The following is a 20590-nucleotide window of genomic DNA, read 5'->3' as shown; positions in this document are numbered from 1 at the left end:
CAGGGGGGTGTTTCATGCGCGATGAACGCCTTGCTCACAGGCCCATCGATTACGACCAGACAGTCGACGAAAGCTGGCTCAACAACTGCGACATCACAGCGTTGGGCCAGGATGGCGAGCTCAGTTGCTTCCGCCTGTGCGACCCCACCAGCGGGCAAGCCTGGCTCGCCATGCGAGCACCGCTCGAAGCGCCCGCCGCCTGTCAGCGCCTGGAGCGCGACTACCGGCTGAAACTGGACCCACAGTGGGCAGTGGTGCCGTGCGCGTTCGTGCGTTCCCCCGAAGGCCCACTGCTGGTGTACCCGGCCGGTCACTCCATCGCCGACCTGCTCAGCGAAGGCCGGCTGGCGCTGGAGCCGTTCCTGGAGATTGCGCTGAACGCCGCCACTGCCTTGGCCCAGGCCCACCAAAGCCATGTACTGCACGGCGCCCTGCAGCCAGCCCATGTGCATGTGCAGGACAACTTGCAGGTGCGGCTGGGCGGGTTCCGTGCAACACCTGCGCATCCGCTCGGCGAGCAAGGCATGCCGCTCGGCAACTGGACCTACCTGGCGCCCGAGCAAGTCTGCCCGCACGGCAGCAACAACGACCTGCGCAGTGACATCTATGCCCTGGGGGCGATCCTGTACCAGCTACTGCTCGGTGAGTTGCCACTGACCGGGCGCGATACCCAGCACTGGCGTCAGCTGCATGCGGGGGTACAACCCAAGACCGCCTGCGAAGTCGACAACCGCGTGCCGCAGCCGCTGAGCAGCGTGCTGGCCAAGGCCCTGGCCAAGGAACCGGACGCACGCTACCAGAGCGCATACGCCCTGGCCGTGGACCTGGGCTACTGCCACCGGCAATGGGCTGCCAGCAAACACATGGCGGCCTTTGAACCAGGTTGCGCCGACCCGGTCGCCGCCCATGGCAGCCGCTTGTATGGCCGCGATGCCGAACAGCAGGCCATTGCGCTGCTGCTCAAGGGGTTGCGCCGCGACAGCACGCCGCAAGTGCTGCATATTCAAGGCGCCGCAGGCATGGGCAAGTCGAGCCTGGTGGCCACTGCACTCAAGGCCAATGCTCAAGGGTACTGGGCGGTCGGCAAGTGCAACAGCGTGTCGCAGGCTGCGCCCTACGCGCCCTGGGTGGAAATCCTCGGCGCCCTGACCACCCAGTTGCTGGCCAAGGACAGCCACGAACTCGACGCCCTGCGCCACGACATCCTGCGCCGCATCCAAGGCCACGGCCGGCTGCTGGGCAAGCTGGCGCCAGACCTGCAGCTAGTGCTCGGCGCGTTGCCGCCACTGCCAGGCAAACTTACCCCCATGGCGCTGCAGAAGGAGCTGCGGGCCGTGGTCGAATTCCTTGCAGTATTCAGCCGCCCCGGCCTGCCACTGGTGCTGTTCATCGACGACATCCAGTGGGTCGATGAGGCCTCGCGCCAGCTCCTGGCGCAACTGCTGGCAAACGCGCCCGGCAACCTGCTGCTGATCTTTGCCCAACGCAGCGACACCGGCACTACCCAAGGCCCGGCCAGCGTCCCCCACACACTGCGCAGCACCACCCTGAACCTGCGCCCGCTGGCCGTTGGCGCGGTGGCCGAGTTGATCGCCGAGCGCTACCACGTGGATGCCGAAGCCGCCTTGGCACTGGCTGCACAGGTACATGAGAAGACCGCAGGCAACCCGTTCTTCATCCACCAGATCCTGCGCGCCATGGTCGAAGACCAGTTGTTCTTCTTCGATACCCAGGCCATGCGTTGGTCGTGGTGCCCACAGGCCGTGGCCCGTCACCGTTACGCCGACAATGTCGCCGAGCTGATGATCCACCGCCTGGCGCGCCTGCCCGCGCCACAGCGCGACGTACTGCGCATCGCCAGCGCCGCAGGCAGCCGCTGCGACAATGGCGTATTGCAGCGGGTGCTGGGGCGGGCGCCAGGCACTGCGGTGCAGGCCCTGATTGCCGCGGGCTTCCTGCTGTCGAGCCAGAGCGGCCTGGGCTTCGTGCATGACCGCGTGCAGGAAGCGGCGTATCAACTCACGCCAGGGCACGAGCGCGAAGCGCTGCATGCGCGCATTGCCGTGGCCATGCTCGGGGCTTGGCCAGACCGCTTGCAGGCGCTGCTGTTCGAGATTGCCCATCAGCTGCAACGCGCCAGCCCGTGCGGGTTTGCCGCAAATGACTGCGCAACCTTCCTGCAGCTTACGTACGAAGCGGCACAGCGGGCGCGTGACAGCCGCGCCTATGAGCAGGCCGCCGGCTACCTGCACACGGCACAACAGCTGCTCGAAGCCTGCAGTACGCTGGAAAGCCGCGCCACGCTTGGCTTTGCCATTGCCAGCATGGCAACGGAGTGCGACTTGCAACTGTCGCGCACGGTCGCCGCCCAGGCCCGCCTGGCTGAATGCCGCCAGCGTGCCGGCTCGACGCTGGAGCGGGCCAGGGTGTGCCAGTTGCAGGCACGCCTGGAGACCTTGCAGGGTAACTGCCAGGCTGCCATCGCCAGCGCGCTTGGCGGCCTGCGGATGCTGGGTATCGAACTCGCGCCGGGCCTTGACCCACACCAGGTGCAAGCCAGCCATGCCCGTGTGCAAAGCCTGATCGAGCAGAAAGGCCTCCACTGCCTGGAGTCGCTGCCACGCACCGACTCGCAAGAGGTCGCACTGGCAGTAGGTTTGCTGGCGACCCTGTCGTCATCCTTCCTGGTGCAGGACGACCTGTGTTTCCTGCACCTGGCCAAGCTCACGGAGCTGGCGTTGCTGCATGGCGTAGCGCCAGGGAGCACCTACGGCCTGGCCTGGTACGGGGTGATGTGCGCCGAGCGTTTTGGTGCCTATCACGATGGCCATAGCTGCTGCCTGGCGGCGCTCAAGCTGATCGAGCGCCACGGCCTGGAGGCCGACCTGAGCAGCGCGCTGCTCGCTCTGGACCAGCTCAGTGCCTGGACGTCACCCATGGAGCTGGCCCGCCGCACCGCCCTGGAGGCCGTCGATTCGGCGCACCTGAGCGGCGACCTGGCCATGAGCTGCCATGCCTGCAACCACTTGGTTTCCGACTCGCTGATCATGGGCCGCTACCTGCCGGAAGTGGCCGAGGAAGTCGCCCAGGGCCTGGCCACCGCGCGCCGGCATGGCTACCTGGAGGTGGCGCAGACCCTGCTGGCCCAGCAAGCGTTCGTCGCCGCCCTCAGCGGCACCCCCGGCACGACCGCAACCGCACCCTCGAACTCGCCCATTACACGGTTCTTCGAGTACCTGTTCGCCGGCATGAGCGCCTTCTACCTGGGCAACCATACGCAGGCCATGGCCAACCTGGCGCGGGCCGGCGACTACGCCTGGGCCGCGCCGGCCCACATCAACCTGGCCGACTATCACCTGTTCCGTGGCTTGCTCCTGGGCAGCCCGGAGGCCCCCGGCCGCCTTGCCGACAAGCTGCACGCACTACAGGCATTGCGTGAGCGCTTCGCTCACTGGGCAGGCTTCAACCCGGCCACGTTCCGCAACAAATTGCTGCTGATCGAAGGGGTGATCGCCAAGCTGGAGGGCGACGGGTTGGCCGCCATTCGTTGCTTCGACCAGGCCCAGATCGCCGCCACCGCTGCCGGCTTCATCCACGAACAGGCGCTGGCCCATGAGCAACTGGCGGAAGTGTGCATCCCCAGCGGCCTGATTTCCGGTGCCAACCTGCACCTGCGCGTCGCTCGCGATTGTTTCCATATCTGGGGCGCAACCGGCAAGGTGCAGCAACTCGAGACCCTGCATCCGTTCCTGCGCACCCAGCCGATCCAGGAAACCCAGCGTGCCACGCAGCAGGCCAGGCTGGACCTTGAGGCCGGTATCGAAGCGGCGCGAGCGCTGTCCGAGGAGGTGCTGCTGGAAGGCCTGATCGAAACCCTGATGGGCCACCTGACCGAGCACTCCGGCGCCGACCACGGTGCGCTGCTGATCGTCAGCGGTGCCGAATTCCAGATGGCCGCCCTCGCCTACATCGACGATGCCGGGCTGCACGTGAACATGGACAATTGCCAGAAATTCATGACCCAGGCGCCGTTGTCGGTCATCAACACCACCATGCGTACGCGCAAGCCGCTGGTGCTGAGTGATGCGCAAAGCGATTGCCCCGAAGCCTTTCGCCAGGACCTGCAGGCACGTGGCGCCCGCTCGGTACTGTGCCTGCCCCTGGTGATCCAGGGGGTGCTGATCGGCCTGGTGTACCTGGAAAACCGCCTGGTACCCGGCCTGTTCGGCAGCCAGCGCCTGGCCATGCTGGAGATCCTGGCGGCGCAGGCCGCGGTGTCACTGCAAACGGCCAAGTTCTACACGCGCCTGGCCGAAGACAACCAGAGCCGGGCGCAGATAGAGGCGGAACGGCGTCATTCTCGCGCAGAGCTTGCGCGCACTGCCCACCTGCAAGTCATGAACGAACTGTCGGCCTCGATTGCCCACGAAATAAGCCAGCCGTTGCTGGGTATCGCTGCCAATGCCGCCGCCAGCCTGCGCTGGCTGAAGCGTGCAAAGCCCGACCTGGAAGAAGCGATGGCCGGGCTGGAGGACATCCGCAACGACAGCGAGCGTGCTGCCAACATCCTGCGGGCGTTGCGCTCGCTGGCCAAGCAGGCACCGCTGCAGCGCCAGGCGGTGAAGCTGGACGCGGTGATCCGCGAGGTGGTGCGCCTGACCTCGACCGATGCCGCCAAGGGCGCAGTGCAGGTGCAAACGCACTTGCACGCGGGGGTCAGCGTGGTGGCCGACCCAGTGCAGTTGCAACAGCTGATGTTCAACCTGATCACCAATGGCCTGGAGGCACTGGCGGGGTACCGTGCCGATGGCGTGCTGCGCATTGCCTCGGCGGTAGTTGCGGGGCAGGTAGAGATCTGTGTGGACGACAACGGGCCGGGCATTGCGGTTGAAGAACGCGAGCGCGTGTTCGATGCGTTCTACACCACCAAGGGCAGCGGCATGGGCATGGGGCTGGCGATCTGCAATTCGGTGGTGCAGGCCCACGGCGGCCAGTTGCAGGCGCTGGTGTCGGAGCTGGGCGGCTGCCGGATTCGCTTCACCCTGCCGGTCAGTGACCGCTAGCCTGTGCCGGCCTGTTCACGGTGCACCCGCACCTGCGCATACCACGCTGCAGGAACGGGTGTACCCGCTGCAAGGCCGGTTCAGGGCTGAATCAGCGCGACGTCAGCGCCGCATAGCTGTTCATCAGGTTGCGATAGTTGGGTATGCGCTGCGACAGCAGGTTGCCCAGCCCTTCGATGTCGTTGCGCCAGTCACGGTGCAGCTCACAGGCCACCGAGAACCAGTTCATCATCTGCGCGCCCGCCTGGGTCATGCGCACCCACGCTGCCTGCTGCACGGTTGGGTTGAAGGTGCCCGAGGCATCGGTGACCACGAACACCTCGAAACCTTCCGCCAGCGCCGACAGGGTCGGGAAGGCCACGCACACGTCGGTGACCACGCCGGCAATGATCAATTGCTTGCGCCCGGTCGCCTTGATCGCCTTGACGAAATCCTCGTTGTCCCAGGCATTGATCTGGCCTGGGCGGGCAATGTAGGGCGCGTCCGGGAACATGGCCTTGAGCTCCGGCACCAGCGGGCCGTTCGGGCCTTGCTCGAAACTGGTGGTGAGGATGGTCGGCAGGCCGAAGAACTTGGCCAGGTCACCCAGGGCCAGCACGTTGTTCTTGAACTCGTTGGGGGCGAAGTCCTGCACCAGCGAGATCAGGCCGGTCTGGTGGTCCACCAGCAGTACCACGGCGTCGTCTTTGTTCAGGCGCTTGTAATCGGGTTGGCTCATGGGGGTGACTCCTCGGTTGGAAAAGCGGCGCGGTACTACCCGCAGGGGGCTATACCCGTGAATAGCTCCGGCTTAAGAATAGGCCTGGGCCTGGCGCCACGCATTCGGCGGCTGGCCGACCAGGCGGCTGAAGGCACGCGTGAAGTGGGCTTGGTCACAGAACCCGCATTCCAGGCTCACGTGGGTAATGGGCGCCTCGGTGGCAAGCAGGCGCTTGGCCTTTTCCATGCGTGCCAGCAGGCGCCAGGCCTGGGGCGAAAGCCCGGTATTGACCTTGAAAGCTCGGGAGAAATGGCTGCGTGTGAGGTTGCACAGGCCGGCGATCTCGATGATCGACAGCGAGCTGCGCAGCATCAGTTCCTTGGCCAGGCGCAACCGCGCAGGCGTCAGGGCCCCAGGGGGTTGCAGCGGCATTTGAGGCGTCCCGTCGTGCATGGCGACTCTCCTGTTCAGTAGGGAAAGTCTCACCCCCGGCACATGACAAAGTCCTGAGTCAAAGCTGAATTGTTCTTAATTGTGCGGTGCTGGCCCTGGCGGGTTTGCCGCTACCATAAGATGCGTTTCATATTCAGTTACAGGCCGTCAGCCGCACCCAGGATTCAAGGTAGAAAAGCAATGCAGGAAAAAACCGCCCACCGCACCGTAGCCATGGTGCTGTTCAACGATGTGCTGTTGCTGGACGTGACGGGGCCTATGGATGCATTCGCCATCGCCAACCGTTTCCTGCCGGCCGAGCGGCGCTACCAGTTGCTCACCCTGGCCGAGGGGCAGGCGGCGGTGCGTGGCTCGTGCGGGCTGAAGGTGGTGGCCGACCTACGCCTGGAAGACCTGCCTGCCGCCGTGGATCTGCTGCTGGTGCCCGGTGGCCCTGGCGCCTACAACATCGCGCTGCCAGTGCTCGAGCGCTGGCTACCCCAGGCCGTGCGCAGTGCCAAGCGGTTCGGGGCGATTTGTACCGGGGTATTTTTGCTGGGCCGGGCCGGGCTGCTGGACGGCTACCGTTGCACCACCCACTGGAACTACGTGGAGCGCCTGGCGCAGGCGTTTCCCGCGGCCAAGGTGGAAACCGAGCAGATCTATGTCATCGATCGCTGCCTGATCACGTCTGGCGGCATCACGGCGGGCATTGACCTGGCACTGGCAGTTATCGCCGAAGACCACGGCAAGGCACTGGCCCTGGAAGTGGCCAAGGTGCTGCTGGTGGCGCGCCACCGGCAAGGAGGGCAAACGCCGTATGGGCCGCTGCTGGCGGCAGTGCCACGCGACGACTCGCCAGTGGCGAGGGTGCAGGCATACATCGTCGATCATATCGAGCAGGCCTTCACCGTGCAGAAAATGGCCGACCTGGTGGCCATGAGCGGGCGCAACTTTGCCCGCACGTTTCAGCGCGAGGTGGGGATTACGCCACTGCAATACCTGCAGAATGCGCGCATCGACCGCGCCCGCCAGTTGCTCGAATGCGGCGACCTGCCATTGAAGGTGGTGGCGGCGCAGTGCGGGTTTGGCAGTGACCGGCACATGCGCAAGGTGTTCTGCGAACGGATTGGCATGACGCCGGCGCAGTATCGGGCACAGTTTGGTGGGGCCTGAGTCAGTGTGTTTCCTGTGCGGGCCGCTTCGCGGGGAAACCCGCGCCCACAGGGGCTGCACCGGTTGTCTCATTTTTCAGGACAATCTTTCTCCCCGATGGCAGATTGTCTAACGCCACCCCGGCCCTCAGAATTGTCCGCCAACCTGTTCGAACGCTGCCCCGGCAGCTCATGGAGTACGAGCCCATGCCACATGAAGGCAGCCTTCTACAAACCGCGGTGATCTTTCTGCTCGCTGCCGTCCTTGCCGTGCCCTTGGCCAAGCGCCTACAACTAGGTGCCGTGCTTGGCTACCTGCTGGCCGGTGTGGTCATTGGCCCGCAGGCATTGGGTTTGATCCGCGATACCGAAAGCGTGGCGCACATTTCCGAGCTGGGCGTGGTGCTGCTGTTGTTCATCATCGGCCTGGAATTGTCACCCAAACGCCTGTGGCTGATGCGCAAGGCAGTGTTCGGCGTCGGTACCGCCCAAGTGGTGCTGACCGGCATGCTGATCGGCGCCATTGCCCTGTTCGGTTTCGGTCAGGCGCTACCTGCGGCCATCGTGCTCGGCCTTGGCCTGGCGCTGTCATCCACCGCCCTCGGCCTGCAAAGCCTGGCCGAAAGCAAGCAACTCAATGCCCCGCACGGCCGCTTGGCCTTCGCCATCCTGCTGTTCCAGGACATCGCCGCCATACCGCTGATCGCCCTGGTGCCGCTGCTGGCCGCCAGCGGGCCGGACACCAGCCACGGCGACAGCCTGCAACACGGCTTGCAGATCTTCGCCAGCATCGCCGTGGTGATCGTCGGCGGCCGCTACCTGCTGCGCCCGGTGTTCCGCACGGTGGCCCGCACCGGCCTGCCAGAGGTGTCTACCGCCACTGCGCTGCTGGTGGTGATCGGTACCGCCTGGTTGATGGAGGAAGCCGGCATTTCCATGGCGCTGGGTGCCTTCCTCGCCGGCTTGCTGCTGGCGGACTCGGAGTACCGCCATGAGCTGGAATCTCAGATCGAGCCTTTCAAGGGCCTGCTGCTGGGTTTGTTCTTCATCAGTGTCGGCATGGGTGCCAACCTGCGGCTGCTGCTGGAAATGCCGCTGGTGGTGCTGGGCCTGACCCTGCTGCTGGTGGCAGTGAAGCTGGTGCTGCTGGTTGGCGTTGGCCGCCTGGCCGGTGGCCTGAGCGGCGCCAGCGCGCTACGCCTGGGCATGGTGCTGGCGGCCGGCGGCGAGTTCGCTTTCGTGGTGTTCAAGCTGGGCAAGGACCAGGGCCTGTTCGACACCCAGACCTACGACCTGCTGCTGATGACCATCACCCTGTCGATGGCCATTACCCCGCTGCTGATGATTGCCTGCGCCCGCGCCCTCAAGCGGCCGCAACTTGCGCGTGAAGTGCCTGAGCAATACAAGCAGATACAGGCGGATACGCCTCGGGCGGTAATCGTCGGCATGGGGCGTATGGGTCAGATCGTTGCACGCATCCTGCGCGCGCAGAAGATCCCGTTCATTGCCCTGGAAACCTCGGTCGATGCCATCGAGATGACTCGTATGTTCGAGCAGGTGCCGGTGTTCTACGGCGACCCGCTGCGCCCGGAAGTGCTGCATGCCGCCAAGGTGGGTGAAGCGGAGTACTTCATCATCACCATCGATGACCCTGAAGCTGCCATTCACACAGCTGAGCGGGTGAAGCGCCTGTACCCGCACCTGAAAGTGCTGGCCCGTGCGCGCAACCGCCAGCATGTGCACAAGTTGGCGGATGTCGGTGCCGAGCCAATCCGCGAGACGTTCTATTCCAGCCTGGAGATGACCCGCCGCGCGCTGGTGGGGCTGGGTTTGAGCGATGAGCAGGCGGCGGACCGGATTGGACGGTTCACCCAGCATGACGAAGAAGTGCTGGTGGCCCAGGGGCAGGTCCGCGATGACCGGGCCAAGGTGATGCAAACGGCCAAGGAGGCGCGGGTTGAGTTGGAGCGGTTGTTTGATTCGGATGCGGACTGAACAATCAGGCAAATATCAACCGCTCTATCTTAGGATGCTCACGGTGGGCCGCTTGCCAAAGATCGTAGGCCGCCTGTTCGGCAAGGTACTGCCGGGCAGGACCGAGGCCAGCCAATTCAAGTCGATAAGCAAGATCGGCAGATATTGCGGCACGCCCATTGAGCACCGTGGATAACTGCCCCCGTGAGTAGCCCAGGTGACGAGCTAACTCAGAGACGTTCATTCCAATTGCGGGCAACACATCCTCTCGCAATGACTCCCCGGGATGGGGAGGATCAAACATAGGCATGGCTGAGGCCTCCTTAGTGGTAATCGAGATAGTCAACAAGCTCCACATCGGTACCAATGAAGCGAAACACGAGGCGCCAGTTACCCGAAACATTCACCGCCCAAAAGCTTTCCAGCTTTCCATGCAGGGGATGAAGACGATAACCAGGGCGATTCATATCTGAAGCCGTTTTTGCTACGTCAAGGGAAGCAAGCAAACGCCGCAAGCGATTGACATGATCCGCACGCACCCCAGATGTGTCACGTTGCTGATGGAGCAGCCTCAGGCCCTTGTGCCTGAAACTTCTGATCATTGAAGGGTTAGTGTAAGGTCATGCCTTACACCTTTCAAGCTGGCAGTGGAGCGGAACATAGGGTTACTCCTGAAGGATTTCCGGGTTGCCCAGTTTGCTCTCGACGTTCCTCAATGGCGCCGTCATGCCATCCTTTTTCACTGTCAGAAATTGCCCAAAGCGGAATGGGGCACTCGCCTATCTGGGGGCTCTGAACGCCCTCATCCTGTCTCCTGACGATCACCGGGTCGCTGTCGGTTCAGCGATCGGGTATGGAAACCCGGATGTGATAAAGGGCTGCCGTAATGGCAGTTGTGCGCGTGTAGCCGCGGGGCGCTTACGGCTGTGGCTACAAAGCCCTGGAACACCTGGGCGAAACCGGCAACAGCCTGTTCTGGGGCAACCTGAATGCAGTTGAAATGGCAGGAGGGTTGGTTGAAAGCATTGCTGGAGGGTATCGAGTCGCAGCCCGCAAGTTGAAGGGCATCACAGCCGCCATGAGCAGGCCGAGGTGCCTGGCCTGCTCAGCCTCAATATAGAAAACACCCTACACGGCGCGTCACCCCGCGTCTGATTGTTCGCCGCAACCCTTCTCTCTAGGCTCACTTCGCCGTCACCGCGTCAGCGGCACCTATCGCAGCCAGGTATCTCATTGAGCCCCAACCACCCAACCGCGAAAGTCGCCGAGAGCAAGCGCCAGAAAAATTGGGTTGACGAAAAGCTGCCCGACCTCAAAACGCTTGCGCGAACTACGCGCCCAGGCTATCGAATTACTAACAGCTGCCGAGTCACATGACGCCGCAGTCGAACTTGCTGCGCAACACTTGGGCTTAGGGACAAAAGATGCCAGCCGGGTAGTCATCAGGAGCCCGATGGGTGACATCCTGATTCAGCGTAGCTGCATCCATCACATCGTCGAGAAGCGACAGGATGCCCGGGAGCGCTATGTCAAAGTCGCCCTCGATACCCTGATCGGACCATTTGAAGTGTGGCAGGTGGCATATACCAATGACACAAACAGGCTGGCCTTCATAGGCGTGTATGAAACCAAGCGGCAGATGCTGGTGGTCGTAGTCCTCAACAAAGGCAAAATGCTGTGGAATTTCATGCAATGCGATGCGAAAGCGCTGAACAAACATCGCCACGGCAAGCTGCTGTACAAGCGGTACACATTCCTGTCAGGCAAAGAAAAGGGCCACTGTCACCAGTGGCCCTGTAAGCATGCTTGATATTCATATACACACCCTCAAGCCGGGGTGTGGAGGTCTCACCCGACGCTGATGATTCAGCCATCGGCGGGGTTCCTACGCCAACTGTTGCCGCTGAATGGCAGCTGGTTTCGCGCTCAACTGAAACGCTAACAAACACTTCTATATCAAGTCAACGATGGCGCTCAGTGGAGCCCTTCCACCAAGTTACTGGCTGTTACTTACCCGCAGTCAACGCGTTATAGCTGGTCATCAGGTTCCGATAATCCGGAATGTGGTTGGAGCACAGCGCCGCCAGCCCTTCCACATCATTGCGCCAGTCACGGTGCAGCTCACAGGCCACGCCAAACCAGGTCATCATCTGCGCACCGGCCTGGCTCATGCGGTCATGCGCCGCATCGCGGGTCATTTCGTTGAAGGTGCCGGAAGCATCAGTCACCACGAACACGTCAAACGCCTCTTCCAGCGCCGACAGCGCCGGGAATGCCACGCACACCTCGGTCACCACACCCGCAATGATCAGTTGCTTCTTGCCAGTCGCCTTCACCGCCTTGACGAAGTCTTCGTTGTCCCAGGCGTTGATCTGGCCGGGGCGAGCGATGTACGGCGCGTCCGGGAACAGCTCCTTCAGCTCGGGTACCAGCGGGCCGTTGGGGCCTTGTTCGAAGCTGGTGGTGAGGATGGTAGGCAGGTTGAAGAACTTCGCCAGGTCGGCCAGCGCCAGGACGTTGTTCTTGAACTTGTCCGGCTCGATGTCACGCACCAGCGACAGCAGGCCAGCCTGGTGGTCTACCAGCAGTACAGCGGCGTCGTCTTTGTTCAGGCGGTTGTAGGTGAATTTGCTCATGGTCTGCGCTCCAAAGGTTTATGAATTTTTCAGCTATTCGGGGTGTTTCGCGTTGATGGGCACAGATTAAAATCATCACCTTTGTGGCGGTAGTCAGCAGAATCTGGCTTTAGCGTTCCGTTTCGTGAACGATGGCTGTGTAGGGGCTGTGCTGGCCTTATCGCCGGCAAGCCAAACCCGGAGACCGATCATTGGAAGACCTCAACTCCCTCTACTACTTCACCCAGGTAGTCGAGCACGGTGGTTTCGCCCCGGCAGGCCGGGCGCTGGACATGCCCAAATCGAAGCTCAGCCGGCGCATCGCCGACCTGGAGGAGCGCCTGGGCGTGCGCCTGCTGCACCGCACCAGCCGCCATTGCTCGCTCACCGAGATCGGCCAGGCCTACTACAACCGCTGCCTGGCCATGCGCGTGGAGGCCGAGGGTGCGGCGGAGATCATCGAGCGCAACCGCAGCGAACCGCGCGGGCTGGTGCGCATCAGTTGCCCGACCACCCTGCTCAATTCCTGGGTCGGGCCGATGCTGACCCGCTACATGCTCAAGTACCCGCAGGTGGAGCAGTTCATCGAAAGTACCAACCGCCGCGTCGACCTGCTGCACGAGGGCTTCGACATCGCTTTGCGGGTGCGTTTTCCACCGTTGGAAAACACCGACATGGTGATGAAGGTGCTGAGCAACAGCACCCAGTGCCTGGTCGGCCAACCTCAATACCTGGAGCAGTTGCCCAAAGGTTTCGACCCGCAGTTGCTCAGCACGCTGCCCAGCCTGCACTGGGGCAGCGCCCAGCGCGAGTACCAGTGGGAGCTGTTTCGGGGTGAAGACAGCAGCCGCAGCATCGTCATACCGCACAAACCACGCATGGTGACCGACGACCTGTTTGCCTTGCGCCATTTCGTGGTGGCCGGGGTCGGCATTGCGCACTTGCCGCGGGTGGCGGTGCGCGAGGACCTGGCGGCGGGGCGGCTGGTGGAGCTGATTCCGGACTGGCACCCGCGCTGTGGCATCGTGCATGCCATATTCCCGTCGCGGCGTGGGTTGCTGCCTTCGGTGCGGGCGTTGATCGATCATCTGGCTGAGGAGTTTGCGATCAGCGACATGGCTTGAGTCCTGAGCTGGCTTCTTCGCGGGCATGCCCGCTCCTACAGGTACCGCACAGGGCTCAGACCCTGTGGGAGCGGGCGCGCCCGCGAAGAGGCCGGTACAGGCAAACCAAATCCCCCAGCACACCCTTACAAGACCCCTGGCCTATCCTTCACCCACACTCCCGGATCATCCGCCGGAGTCCCCCCCATGATCCGCGCCACCCACGGACCAGGCCGCGCCCTACTCGCCACCCTCGCCCTGTGCCCGGCACTCAGCCAGGCCGCTGAACCCGGCTGGGCGCTGCTCAGCCGCAATTACTTTCTGCACAGCGACTTTCGCTCACCTTCCGGCAGTGGCCAGAACTACCGCCAGGAGTGGGCCCAGGGCTTCATCGGCGAGGTCCGCTCGGGCTTCACCGAGGGCACGGTCGGGGTCGGTATCGACGCCCATGGCTTTCTCGGCCTCAAGCTCGACGGCGGTCGCGGCCACGCCGGCACCGGCCTGCTGCCACGCGACAGCGATGGCCGCGCCGAATCCGACTACTCCAGCGCCGGCGCCGCGCTAAAGCTGCGCCTGGGCAACACCCAGCTGCGCTACGGGGAAATGATGGTTGAAACCCCGGTGTTCGACACCGGCGACAAACGCCTGCACCCCGAATACGCCACCGGCTGGTTGGTCGAGAACAATGACCTGTCCGACTGGCGCCTGCAGGCCGGGCGTTTCACCGCCTTCAACAACCAGGACAACAGCTCGACCCACGACGACTTCAGCGGCTACGGCGCCACCACCCACAACCGCGCCATCAGCCTGGCAGGCGCCAGCTTCGCGCCATCTGGCCCGTTCGGCGGCGCGTTATATGCCGGGCAGTTGCAAGACACCTGGCGCCAGGCCTACCTCAACCTGAACCTGACCGAAGGCAACTGGCGCCTGGACGGCAACCTTTACCACACCCGTGACATCGGTAGCGCCAGCGCCGGTGCGATCGACACGCTCGCCTACAGCCTGCTGACCAAGTACCGTTTCGGTGCCCAGGCGCTGAGCCTGGCCTATCAGAAAGTCGAGGGCGACACTCCGTTCGACTTCGTCGGTGGCGACTCCATCTACCTGGCCAATTCGATCAAGTACGCCGACTTCAACGGCCCTGGCGAGCGCTCGTGGCAACTGCGCTACGACCTCGACTTCGCCACCCTGGGCGTGCCCGGCCTGAGCCTGATGGGCCGTTACGTCAGTGGCCGCAACATCGATGGCAGCCATGCCCCGGCAAACGGGGCTTATGTGAACCAGTACGGCAACGGCGGCAAGCACTGGGAGCGCGACATAGACCTGAAATACGTGGTGCAATCCGGTGCCGCCAAGGACCTGAGCCTGTCATTCTCCCACGTCAGCCACCGTGCCAACCAGGCCCAGGGCGGCGATGACATCGACCGCCTCTACCTGATCATCGAATACCCGCTCAAAGGTAGCTTCTAAAGTCGGGCTTTCAGCGCGACCCTTCGCGGGCGTGCCCGCGAAGGGCTGCAAAGCAGCCCCAGTAACGCTTGACTGACAGGCATTACCCGCGCGGCCCCTTCTTCTCGACATCACATCAGCTTAGAAAGCAAAGCACGAACAGCCCAGCGCCCCCCAGAACCCCTGGAAGTCATTGACCGGCACACTCGATTTGCGCGCCTTGTCATGGCTGTGCGCATGCACCCCGCACGGCCCCGAACACTGGTGCACGGCTGCCGCCAGCGACGGCGTACCCACGCGCCAGTGCCCCGGCACCTTGGCTACTGGAGACCACTCCGGCAGCACCGGCACCTGCGGTGGCCCGAGGCGGTCAAACTCGCCGGCACCGTACACGACCTTGCCATCGACAATGGTCAGCACCGATTCGATGCCCTTGATCGCTTCTTCATCAACGCTGAAGAAGTCCAACGACAAGGCCGCCAGGTCGGCCAGTTGGCCTACCTTGATCTGGCCCTTCTTGCCCTGCTCGCTGGAGAACCAGGCACTGCCCTGGGTGAACAGCTGCAGCGCGGTCTCGCGGTCCAGGCCTTCCTTGTACAGCTCCATGCCGCCAACGGTCTTGCCGCTGACCAGCCAGTACAGCGAGGTCCAGGGGTTGTAGCTGGACACGCGGGTAGCGTCGGTGCCCGCGCCGACCGGCACGCCCATCTCCAGCATGCGTTTGATCGGCGGGGTCTGCTCGGCAGCCTTGGCGCCATAGCGGTCGACGAAGTACTCGCCTTGGAAGGCCATGCGGTCCTGGATGGCGATGCCGCCGCCCAACGCACGCACGCGCTCGATGTTCTGCGGGGTGATGGTTTCGGCGTGGTCGAAGAACCACGGCAGGCCATTGAACGGGATATCGCGGTTGACCTTCTCGAACACGTCGAGCATGCGCGTGATCGATTCGTTGTAGGTGGCATGCAGGCGGAACGGCCAGCGCTGCTCGACCAGGTGGCGCACCACCGGCTCCAGCTCTTCTTCCATGGTCTGCGGCAGGTCCGGGCGCGGCTCGAGGAAGTCCTCGAAGTCGGCGGAGGAGAACACCAGCATTTCACCAGCGCCGTTGTGGCGCAGGAAGTCGGTACCGCTGTGCAGCTTGACGCTGGATGTCCACTTCCTGAAGTCGTCCAGTTCTTCCTTGGGCTTCTGGGTGAACAGGTTGTAGGCAATGCGCACTGTCAGCTGGTTGTTGTCGGCCAGCTCCTGGATCACCGAGTAGTCGTCGGGGAAGTTCTGGTAGCCGCCGCCAGCGTCGATGGCACTGGTCAGGCCCAGGCGGTTCAGCTCACGCATGAACTGGCGGGTCGAGTTGACCTGATACTCCAGCGGCAGCTTCGGCCCTTTGGCCAGGGTGGCGTAGAGGATCATCGCGTTCGGGCGGGCAATCAGCATGCCCGTCGGGTTGCCGAACTTGTCACGCTGGATTTCGCCACCCGGCGGGTTCGGGGTGCTCTTGTCGTAGCCGACAGCCTTGAGTGCGGCACGGTTGAGCAAGGCGCGGTCGTAGAGGTGCAACAGAAACACCGGCGTATCGGGTGCAGCCTGGTTGATTTCTTCCAAGGTCGGCATGCGTTTTTCAGCGAACTGGAACTCGTTCCAGCCACCCACCACACGCACCCACTGCGGGGTAGGCGTGCGCGCAGCCTGGTCCTTGAGCATGCGCAGGGCATCGGCCACCGACGGCACGCCTTCCCAGCGCAGCTCCAGGTTGTAGTTCAGGCCGCCGCGGATCAGGTGCAGGTGCGAGTCGTTCAGGCCGGGAATGACCGTACGCTGCTTGAGGTCGACGATTTGCGTGCTGGCGCCCTTGTGGGCCATGGCCTCGGCGTCGTTGCCCACGGCGATGAAACGGCCGTCCTTGATGGCGACGGCGGTGGCAGTGGGCTTTTCGCGGTCAACGGTGTGCAGCTTGCCGTTGAACAGAATCAGGTCGGCGGTCATGGAACCTCCTTGGGTGGATGCGTGAGCGGAACCGGCGGCGCCGGTGAAGGGCAATGCAGACCAGAGCGCGCCGGCAGCACCCAGTACGGTGCTGCTGGCGAGGAACTGGCGACGAGTCTTGTCGTGGCGGTCCTGGGGCATGGTGTTCTCCGTCTCTGGGCGCGGCGGCGGCAGGCGCGACTGCAGAGCATGCCGCCCGATACAGGGGCAAGGCTTGGATGGATGTGCGGTGGGGCTGTTGAAGGTTAGCCCTGATCAAGTTTTGTGTTGCCAGGGCTGGCCCCATCGCCGGCAAGCCAGCGCCCACAAGGGCTTCACAGCTTCTGAGCCCTGAACAGCCCCTGTGGGCTTGCCGGCGGTTGGGGCCGCAAAGCGGCCCCGGCTTGTTCAGCGACTCAAGAACGCCAGCAGGTCCTCATTCAGCTGCTGCGCATGAGTCACGGCAAACCCGTGCGGCGCGCCGGCGTACACCTTCAGCTCAGCCCCACGAATCTGCGCCGCCGCCTGCTTGCCGGTAGTCTCGAACGGCACGATCTGGTCGTCATCGCCATGGATCACCAACGTCGGTACATCGACCTTGGCCATGTCCGTCCGGAAGTCGGTTTCGGAGAACGCCGTCACACAATCCAGGGTGGCCTTGAGCGACGCCATCAGCGCTATGTTCAAGGTCTGCGTCTGCACGCCTTGGGATACCTGCTGCCCATGGTTGATGCCATAGAACGGTGCGGCGAAGTCGGCGATGAACTGCGCCCGGTCGGCACGCAGGCCAGCCACGATACCTTCGAACACCGACAGGTCGACACCCTCGGGGTTGTCGTCACGCTTGCCGAACACCGGCGTAACGGCGCCCAGCAGCACCAGCCCGGCGACCCGCTCGGTGCCGTAGCGACCGATGTAGCGGCTTACGTCACCGCCGCCCATGGAGAAGCCCACCAGGGTCACCTCACGCAGGTCGAGGTGTTCGATCAGCTGGGCGATGTCATCAGCGAAGGTGTCGTAGTCGTAGCCGTTCCATGGCTGGCTCGAGCGCCCGAAACCGCGGCGATCGAAGGCAATGGCGCGGTAACCGCGGCTGGCCAGGAACTCCATCTGCGTGTCCCACATGTCGGCATTCAGCGGCCAGCCGTGGCTGAACAGCACGGGCTTGCCGGTGCCCCAGTCCTTGAAGTAGATCGAAGTACCATCGCGGGTAACGAACGTGCTCATAGCGGTATCTCCTGGATTATCGAGGTCAGGGGCTGGCTCAGCCGCGCAGCCAGTTGGCGCAGCGACGGGTCACCCAAGGCATGATGTAGAACACCACGGGCAGAATGACGAACAGGTTGACGATCAGGTTGCCGGTGATCGCGCCCCCCAGTTGCGGGAAGCGGGCAAACAGCGGCGCCAGCAGTTGCGGCACGACCATGGTCATCGGGCAGATCACCAGGTAGGTTAGCAGCGCCTGCTTCCAGCGCGGCGGTTGCGCGGCCGAGGTACCCGGCGTGCTATCGAGCACCTGGTGCTGCAGGCATACGGTCACCACTTCGCGGTTGTCTTGGAGTGCGGTGTTCATCGGCGTTCCTTGGGTGAGCTTGCCCACAGCCACTGTGCAACGGCCAAAGGGCGCTGGATTGGATAAGTGTGCTGCCCTGCGCGGGCACCGGCTGAGGGTGCCCGCGGCCGCGGCTTACTTGTTGGCGTTGAAGGCGTTGTAGCTGGTCATGAGGTTGCGGTAGTCCGGGATATGGTTGGAGCACAGCGCGGCCAGGCCTTCAATGTCGTTGCGCCAGTCGCGGTGCAGCTCGCAGGCAACCCCGAACCAGGTCATCAACTGGGCGCCAGCGCGGCTCATGCGGTCATGGGCGGCGTCGCGTGTCATGGCGTTGAAGGTGCCGGAGGCATCGGTAACCACGAACACGTCGAACTCTTCTTCCAGGGCGGCCAGCGCCGGGAAGGCTACGCACACTTCGGTGACCACACCGGCGATGATCAGCTGCTTCTTGCCGGTGGCCTTCACCGCCTTCACGAAGTCTTCGTTATCCCAGGCGTTGATCTGGCCTGGGCGGGCGATGTACGGCGCGTCCGGGAACAGGGCTTTCAGTTCCGGGACCAGCGGGCCGTTGGGGCCTTGTTCGAAGCTGGTGGTGAGGATGGTCGGCAGGTTGAAGAACTTGGCCAGGTCAGCCAGGGCCAGTACGTTGTTCTTGAAGGCATCCGGCTCGATGTCGCGCACCAGCGACAGCAGGCCAGCCTGGTGGTCGACCAGCAGTACGGCGGCATCGTCTTTGTTCAGGCGGTTGTATTTGAAGTTGGTCATGGTCGTTGCTCCATAGGGTTTGAAGTTCAGCAAGTTGGGTGTTTCGCGTTGATGGGTGAAGATTAAAACCGTCACCTTTGGAGCGGTAGATAGCGGTTTTTGGCTTTAGCGTTCTGTTTTGGGAACGATAGATTGGCGCTGGATTTGCTGGCCTCTTCGCGGGCTTGCCCGCTCCCACAGGGACCGCATCTCGCTCAGGTTACGCACGATGCCTGTGGGGCGGGTTTACCCGCACGCAGGCGCCCATTGCCTGCCCGGCCAACCTGCTCTATTACTACCCACAGCCCTCCCCTCACTCCCGAGACCACCATGCTGGCGTTCATCCAGTCGTCCCCGTTGCTGCTCGGTACTGCCCTGATCCTGCTCGACCTCGTAATCTGGCAGTTGATCCCCCTCCAGCACCGGGCCTGGCGCATCGGTATGCGGCTGGTGCTTTTCCTGTTGTTCAGCGCGGTGCTGGTGGCCGCCGGCATGAGCCCGCTGCAGCCACCGCCCTGGCCGGACGATGTGCCGCGCAACCTGATGGCCACGGTATTGGCCATCGGCTGGTGGCTGTTTGGCGCGCGCACGGTCACCGTGGTGTTCGGCCTGTTGCTGGTAGCGCGGGGTAGCCACGGCGGGCGCTTGCTGCAGGACGTGCTGGGGGCGCTGATCTTCCTTGCCGCGGTAGTCGCGGCCGCAGGCTATGTGCTGCAGCTGCCAGTCAAGGGCCTGCTGGCCACCTCGGGCGTGATGGCCATCGTCATAGGCCTGGCGTTGCAGAGCACGCTGGCTGACGTGTTCAGCGGCATCGTGCTGAACACCACGCGGCCCTATCAGATTGGCGATTCGATCGCGATCGACGGCACCGAAGGCAAGGTGCTGGATATCGACTGGCGGGCCACGCGCCTGCTCACGGGCACAGGTAGCCTGGCGGTGATCCCCAATTCGGTGGCGGCCAAGGCGCGCCTGCTCAACCACAGCAGGCCGGCGGATGTGCATGGGGTGTCGATCAACGTGGTAGTGCCAGCCAAAGTGCGACCCAGGCGGGTGTTCGACGCACTGGAAAAAGCCCTGCAGGGTACCAGCGCGATCCTTGCTTCACCTGCACCCAAGGTGTCGGTCAAGGCCTCGACACTGGAGTCGGTGGAGTACGAGGCCAGCGGGTTCATTGCCGACATGGGCGGCAAGACCGCGGCGCGCAACCAGTTGTTCGACCTGGCGCACCGCCACCTGGAGGCGAGCGGGGTGATGTGGAACGTCGACCTGGCCATGCCGCCACGCAGCCGCCAGCGCGAAGTGCTGGACGAGGTGCGGGTGTTCCGTTCGCTAAGCGCTGAAGAGCGTGACGCATTGAGCCAGCGCATGACGGCGGTGGAGTACCTGGCGGATCAGGTGATCCTGGAGGTAGGCGCGCATTCCGACCATTTGCTGGTGATTGGCAGCGGCGTGGTGTCGGCCTCTGTGCGCGATGGCGACAAGCTGCTGGAGGCCGGGCGCATGGGGCCGGGCGAGGTGCTGGGGGTGGAGGGGATCATCGACGAAGACGAGTCACTGGCCGAGTTCCGTACACTGACCAGCTGCGTGCTGTACCGCATCGACAAAGAGCAGGTGAAAAGTTGCCTGGCGCAACGTGGCGATGTGCAGACGGCGCTGAGCAAGTTGCAGCGGTTCCGGCGCCAGAGCCGGGAGTCGTTGTTGCTGCAGAAGCCGGCCCTGATCAAGAAGGGCGGCTTCCTCAGCTGGTTGCACAAGTAAGCCTGTACTGGCCCTATCGCCGGCAAGCCAGCTCCCACATTGACCGCACAGGCCTCAGGGCTTATGCAGTACCTGTGGGAGATT

At 63.6% G+C, this 20590-nt stretch carries 16 protein-coding genes; 7 read left to right on the top strand and 9 right to left on the bottom strand.

Annotated features, from left to right (window positions below; translation table 11 throughout):
* The first annotated feature begins 14 nt into the window (after window positions 1-14).
* On the top strand, window positions 15-5063 hold the full coding sequence (locus tag G1E_RS18410) for an ATP-binding sensor histidine kinase (RefSeq protein WP_009681635.1): 5049 nt from the start codon (window positions 15-17) through the stop codon (window positions 5061-5063).
* A gap of 91 nt (window positions 5064-5154) precedes the next feature.
* Here G1E_RS18410 and ycaC (G1E_RS18405) read toward each other — a convergent pair whose 3' ends face one another.
* Both ycaC (G1E_RS18405) and G1E_RS18400 read right to left on the bottom strand, forming a co-directional pair.
* Complete coding sequence (ycaC, locus tag G1E_RS18405; protein WP_009681634.1) at window positions 5155-5781, bottom strand: isochorismate family cysteine hydrolase YcaC; 627 nt, start codon at window positions 5779-5781, stop codon at window positions 5155-5157.
* Between the two features lie 72 nt (window positions 5782-5853).
* On the bottom strand, window positions 5854-6216 hold the full coding sequence (locus tag G1E_RS18400) for an AraC family transcriptional regulator (protein ID WP_029887800.1): 363 nt from the start codon (window positions 6214-6216) through the stop codon (window positions 5854-5856).
* 180 nt (window positions 6217-6396) lie between these two features.
* Between G1E_RS18400 and G1E_RS18395 the strand changes: the two genes are divergently transcribed.
* Window positions 6397-7371, top strand: a complete 975-nt coding sequence (locus G1E_RS18395) for a GlxA family transcriptional regulator (protein WP_009681632.1) — start codon at window positions 6397-6399, stop codon at window positions 7369-7371.
* Between the two features lie 185 nt (window positions 7372-7556).
* Window positions 7557-9344 (top strand): monovalent cation:proton antiporter-2 (CPA2) family protein, encoded by a 1788-nt coding sequence (locus tag G1E_RS18390; RefSeq protein ID WP_009681631.1) that lies wholly within the window; start codon window positions 7557-7559, stop codon window positions 9342-9344.
* A 4-nt stretch (window positions 9345-9348) separates the two neighbouring features.
* Here G1E_RS18390 and G1E_RS27810 read toward each other — a convergent pair whose 3' ends face one another.
* Entirely contained in the window at window positions 9349-9633 is a 285-nt protein-coding gene (locus tag G1E_RS27810; protein ID WP_009681630.1) for a HigA family addiction module antitoxin, read from the bottom strand.
* Window positions 9634-9646: 13 nt separating this feature from the next.
* Window positions 9647-9925, bottom strand: a complete 279-nt coding sequence (locus G1E_RS27805) for a type II toxin-antitoxin system RelE/ParE family toxin (RefSeq protein WP_009681629.1) — start codon at window positions 9923-9925, stop codon at window positions 9647-9649.
* A gap of 851 nt (window positions 9926-10776) precedes the next feature.
* Between G1E_RS27805 and G1E_RS29660 the strand changes: the two genes are divergently transcribed.
* Entirely contained in the window at window positions 10777-11133 is a 357-nt protein-coding gene (locus G1E_RS29660) for a PBECR2 nuclease fold domain-containing protein (protein ID WP_009681628.1), read from the top strand.
* Window positions 11134-11329: 196 nt separating this feature from the next.
* On the opposite strand, the gene ycaC (G1E_RS18375) is transcribed toward G1E_RS29660, so the two are convergent.
* On the bottom strand, window positions 11330-11959 hold the full coding sequence (ycaC, locus tag G1E_RS18375; protein WP_009681627.1) for an isochorismate family cysteine hydrolase YcaC: 630 nt from the start codon (window positions 11957-11959) through the stop codon (window positions 11330-11332).
* A 191-nt stretch (window positions 11960-12150) separates the two neighbouring features.
* Here ycaC (G1E_RS18375) and G1E_RS18370 point away from each other — a divergent pair, with 191 nt between their 5' ends.
* Window positions 12151-13062 (top strand): LysR substrate-binding domain-containing protein, encoded by a 912-nt coding sequence (locus G1E_RS18370; protein ID WP_009681626.1) that lies wholly within the window; start codon window positions 12151-12153, stop codon window positions 13060-13062.
* A 186-nt stretch (window positions 13063-13248) separates the two neighbouring features.
* Window positions 13249-14511 (top strand): OprD family porin, encoded by a 1263-nt coding sequence (locus G1E_RS18365; RefSeq protein ID WP_047149995.1) that lies wholly within the window; start codon window positions 13249-13251, stop codon window positions 14509-14511.
* Between the two features lie 120 nt (window positions 14512-14631).
* Here G1E_RS18365 and G1E_RS18360 read toward each other — a convergent pair whose 3' ends face one another.
* The 4 genes from G1E_RS18360 to ycaC (G1E_RS18345) all read right to left on the bottom strand — a co-directional run bounded on the left by G1E_RS18360 (window position 14632) and on the right by ycaC (G1E_RS18345) (window position 18769).
* Window positions 14632-16473 carry an amidohydrolase gene (locus G1E_RS18360; RefSeq protein WP_009681624.1) on the bottom strand — a complete coding sequence of 614 codons (1842 nt, stop codon included), beginning with the start codon at window positions 16471-16473 and terminating at the stop codon, window positions 14632-14634.
* 387 nt (window positions 16474-16860) lie between these two features.
* Window positions 16861-17679 (bottom strand): alpha/beta fold hydrolase, encoded by an 819-nt coding sequence (locus G1E_RS18355; protein ID WP_009681623.1) that lies wholly within the window; start codon window positions 17677-17679, stop codon window positions 16861-16863.
* Window positions 17680-17716: 37 nt separating this feature from the next.
* Window positions 17717-18025, bottom strand: coding sequence for a hypothetical protein (locus G1E_RS18350; RefSeq protein ID WP_009681622.1), 309 nt, complete (start codon window positions 18023-18025; stop codon window positions 17717-17719).
* A 114-nt stretch (window positions 18026-18139) separates the two neighbouring features.
* Window positions 18140-18769 carry an isochorismate family cysteine hydrolase YcaC gene (gene ycaC, locus G1E_RS18345; protein WP_009681621.1) on the bottom strand — a complete coding sequence of 210 codons (630 nt, stop codon included), beginning with the start codon at window positions 18767-18769 and terminating at the stop codon, window positions 18140-18142.
* 309 nt (window positions 18770-19078) lie between these two features.
* On the opposite strand from ycaC (G1E_RS18345), the gene G1E_RS18340 reads away from it, so the two are divergent.
* The gene (locus tag G1E_RS18340; RefSeq protein ID WP_009681620.1) at window positions 19079-20506 is read left to right on the top strand and encodes a mechanosensitive ion channel family protein; all 1428 of its coding nucleotides are present in this window, start codon (window positions 19079-19081) and stop codon (window positions 20504-20506) included.
* The last annotated feature ends 84 nt before the right edge of the window (window positions 20507-20590 follow it).

Origin of the sequence: Pseudomonas sp. TJI-51 (assembly GCF_000190455.2) — a bacterium.
GTDB lineage: Bacteria > Pseudomonadota > Gammaproteobacteria > Pseudomonadales > Pseudomonadaceae > Aquipseudomonas > Aquipseudomonas juntendi.
Note: the sequence above shows the minus strand (reverse complement) of the source record. Positions and strands in the feature narration are given on the sequence as shown.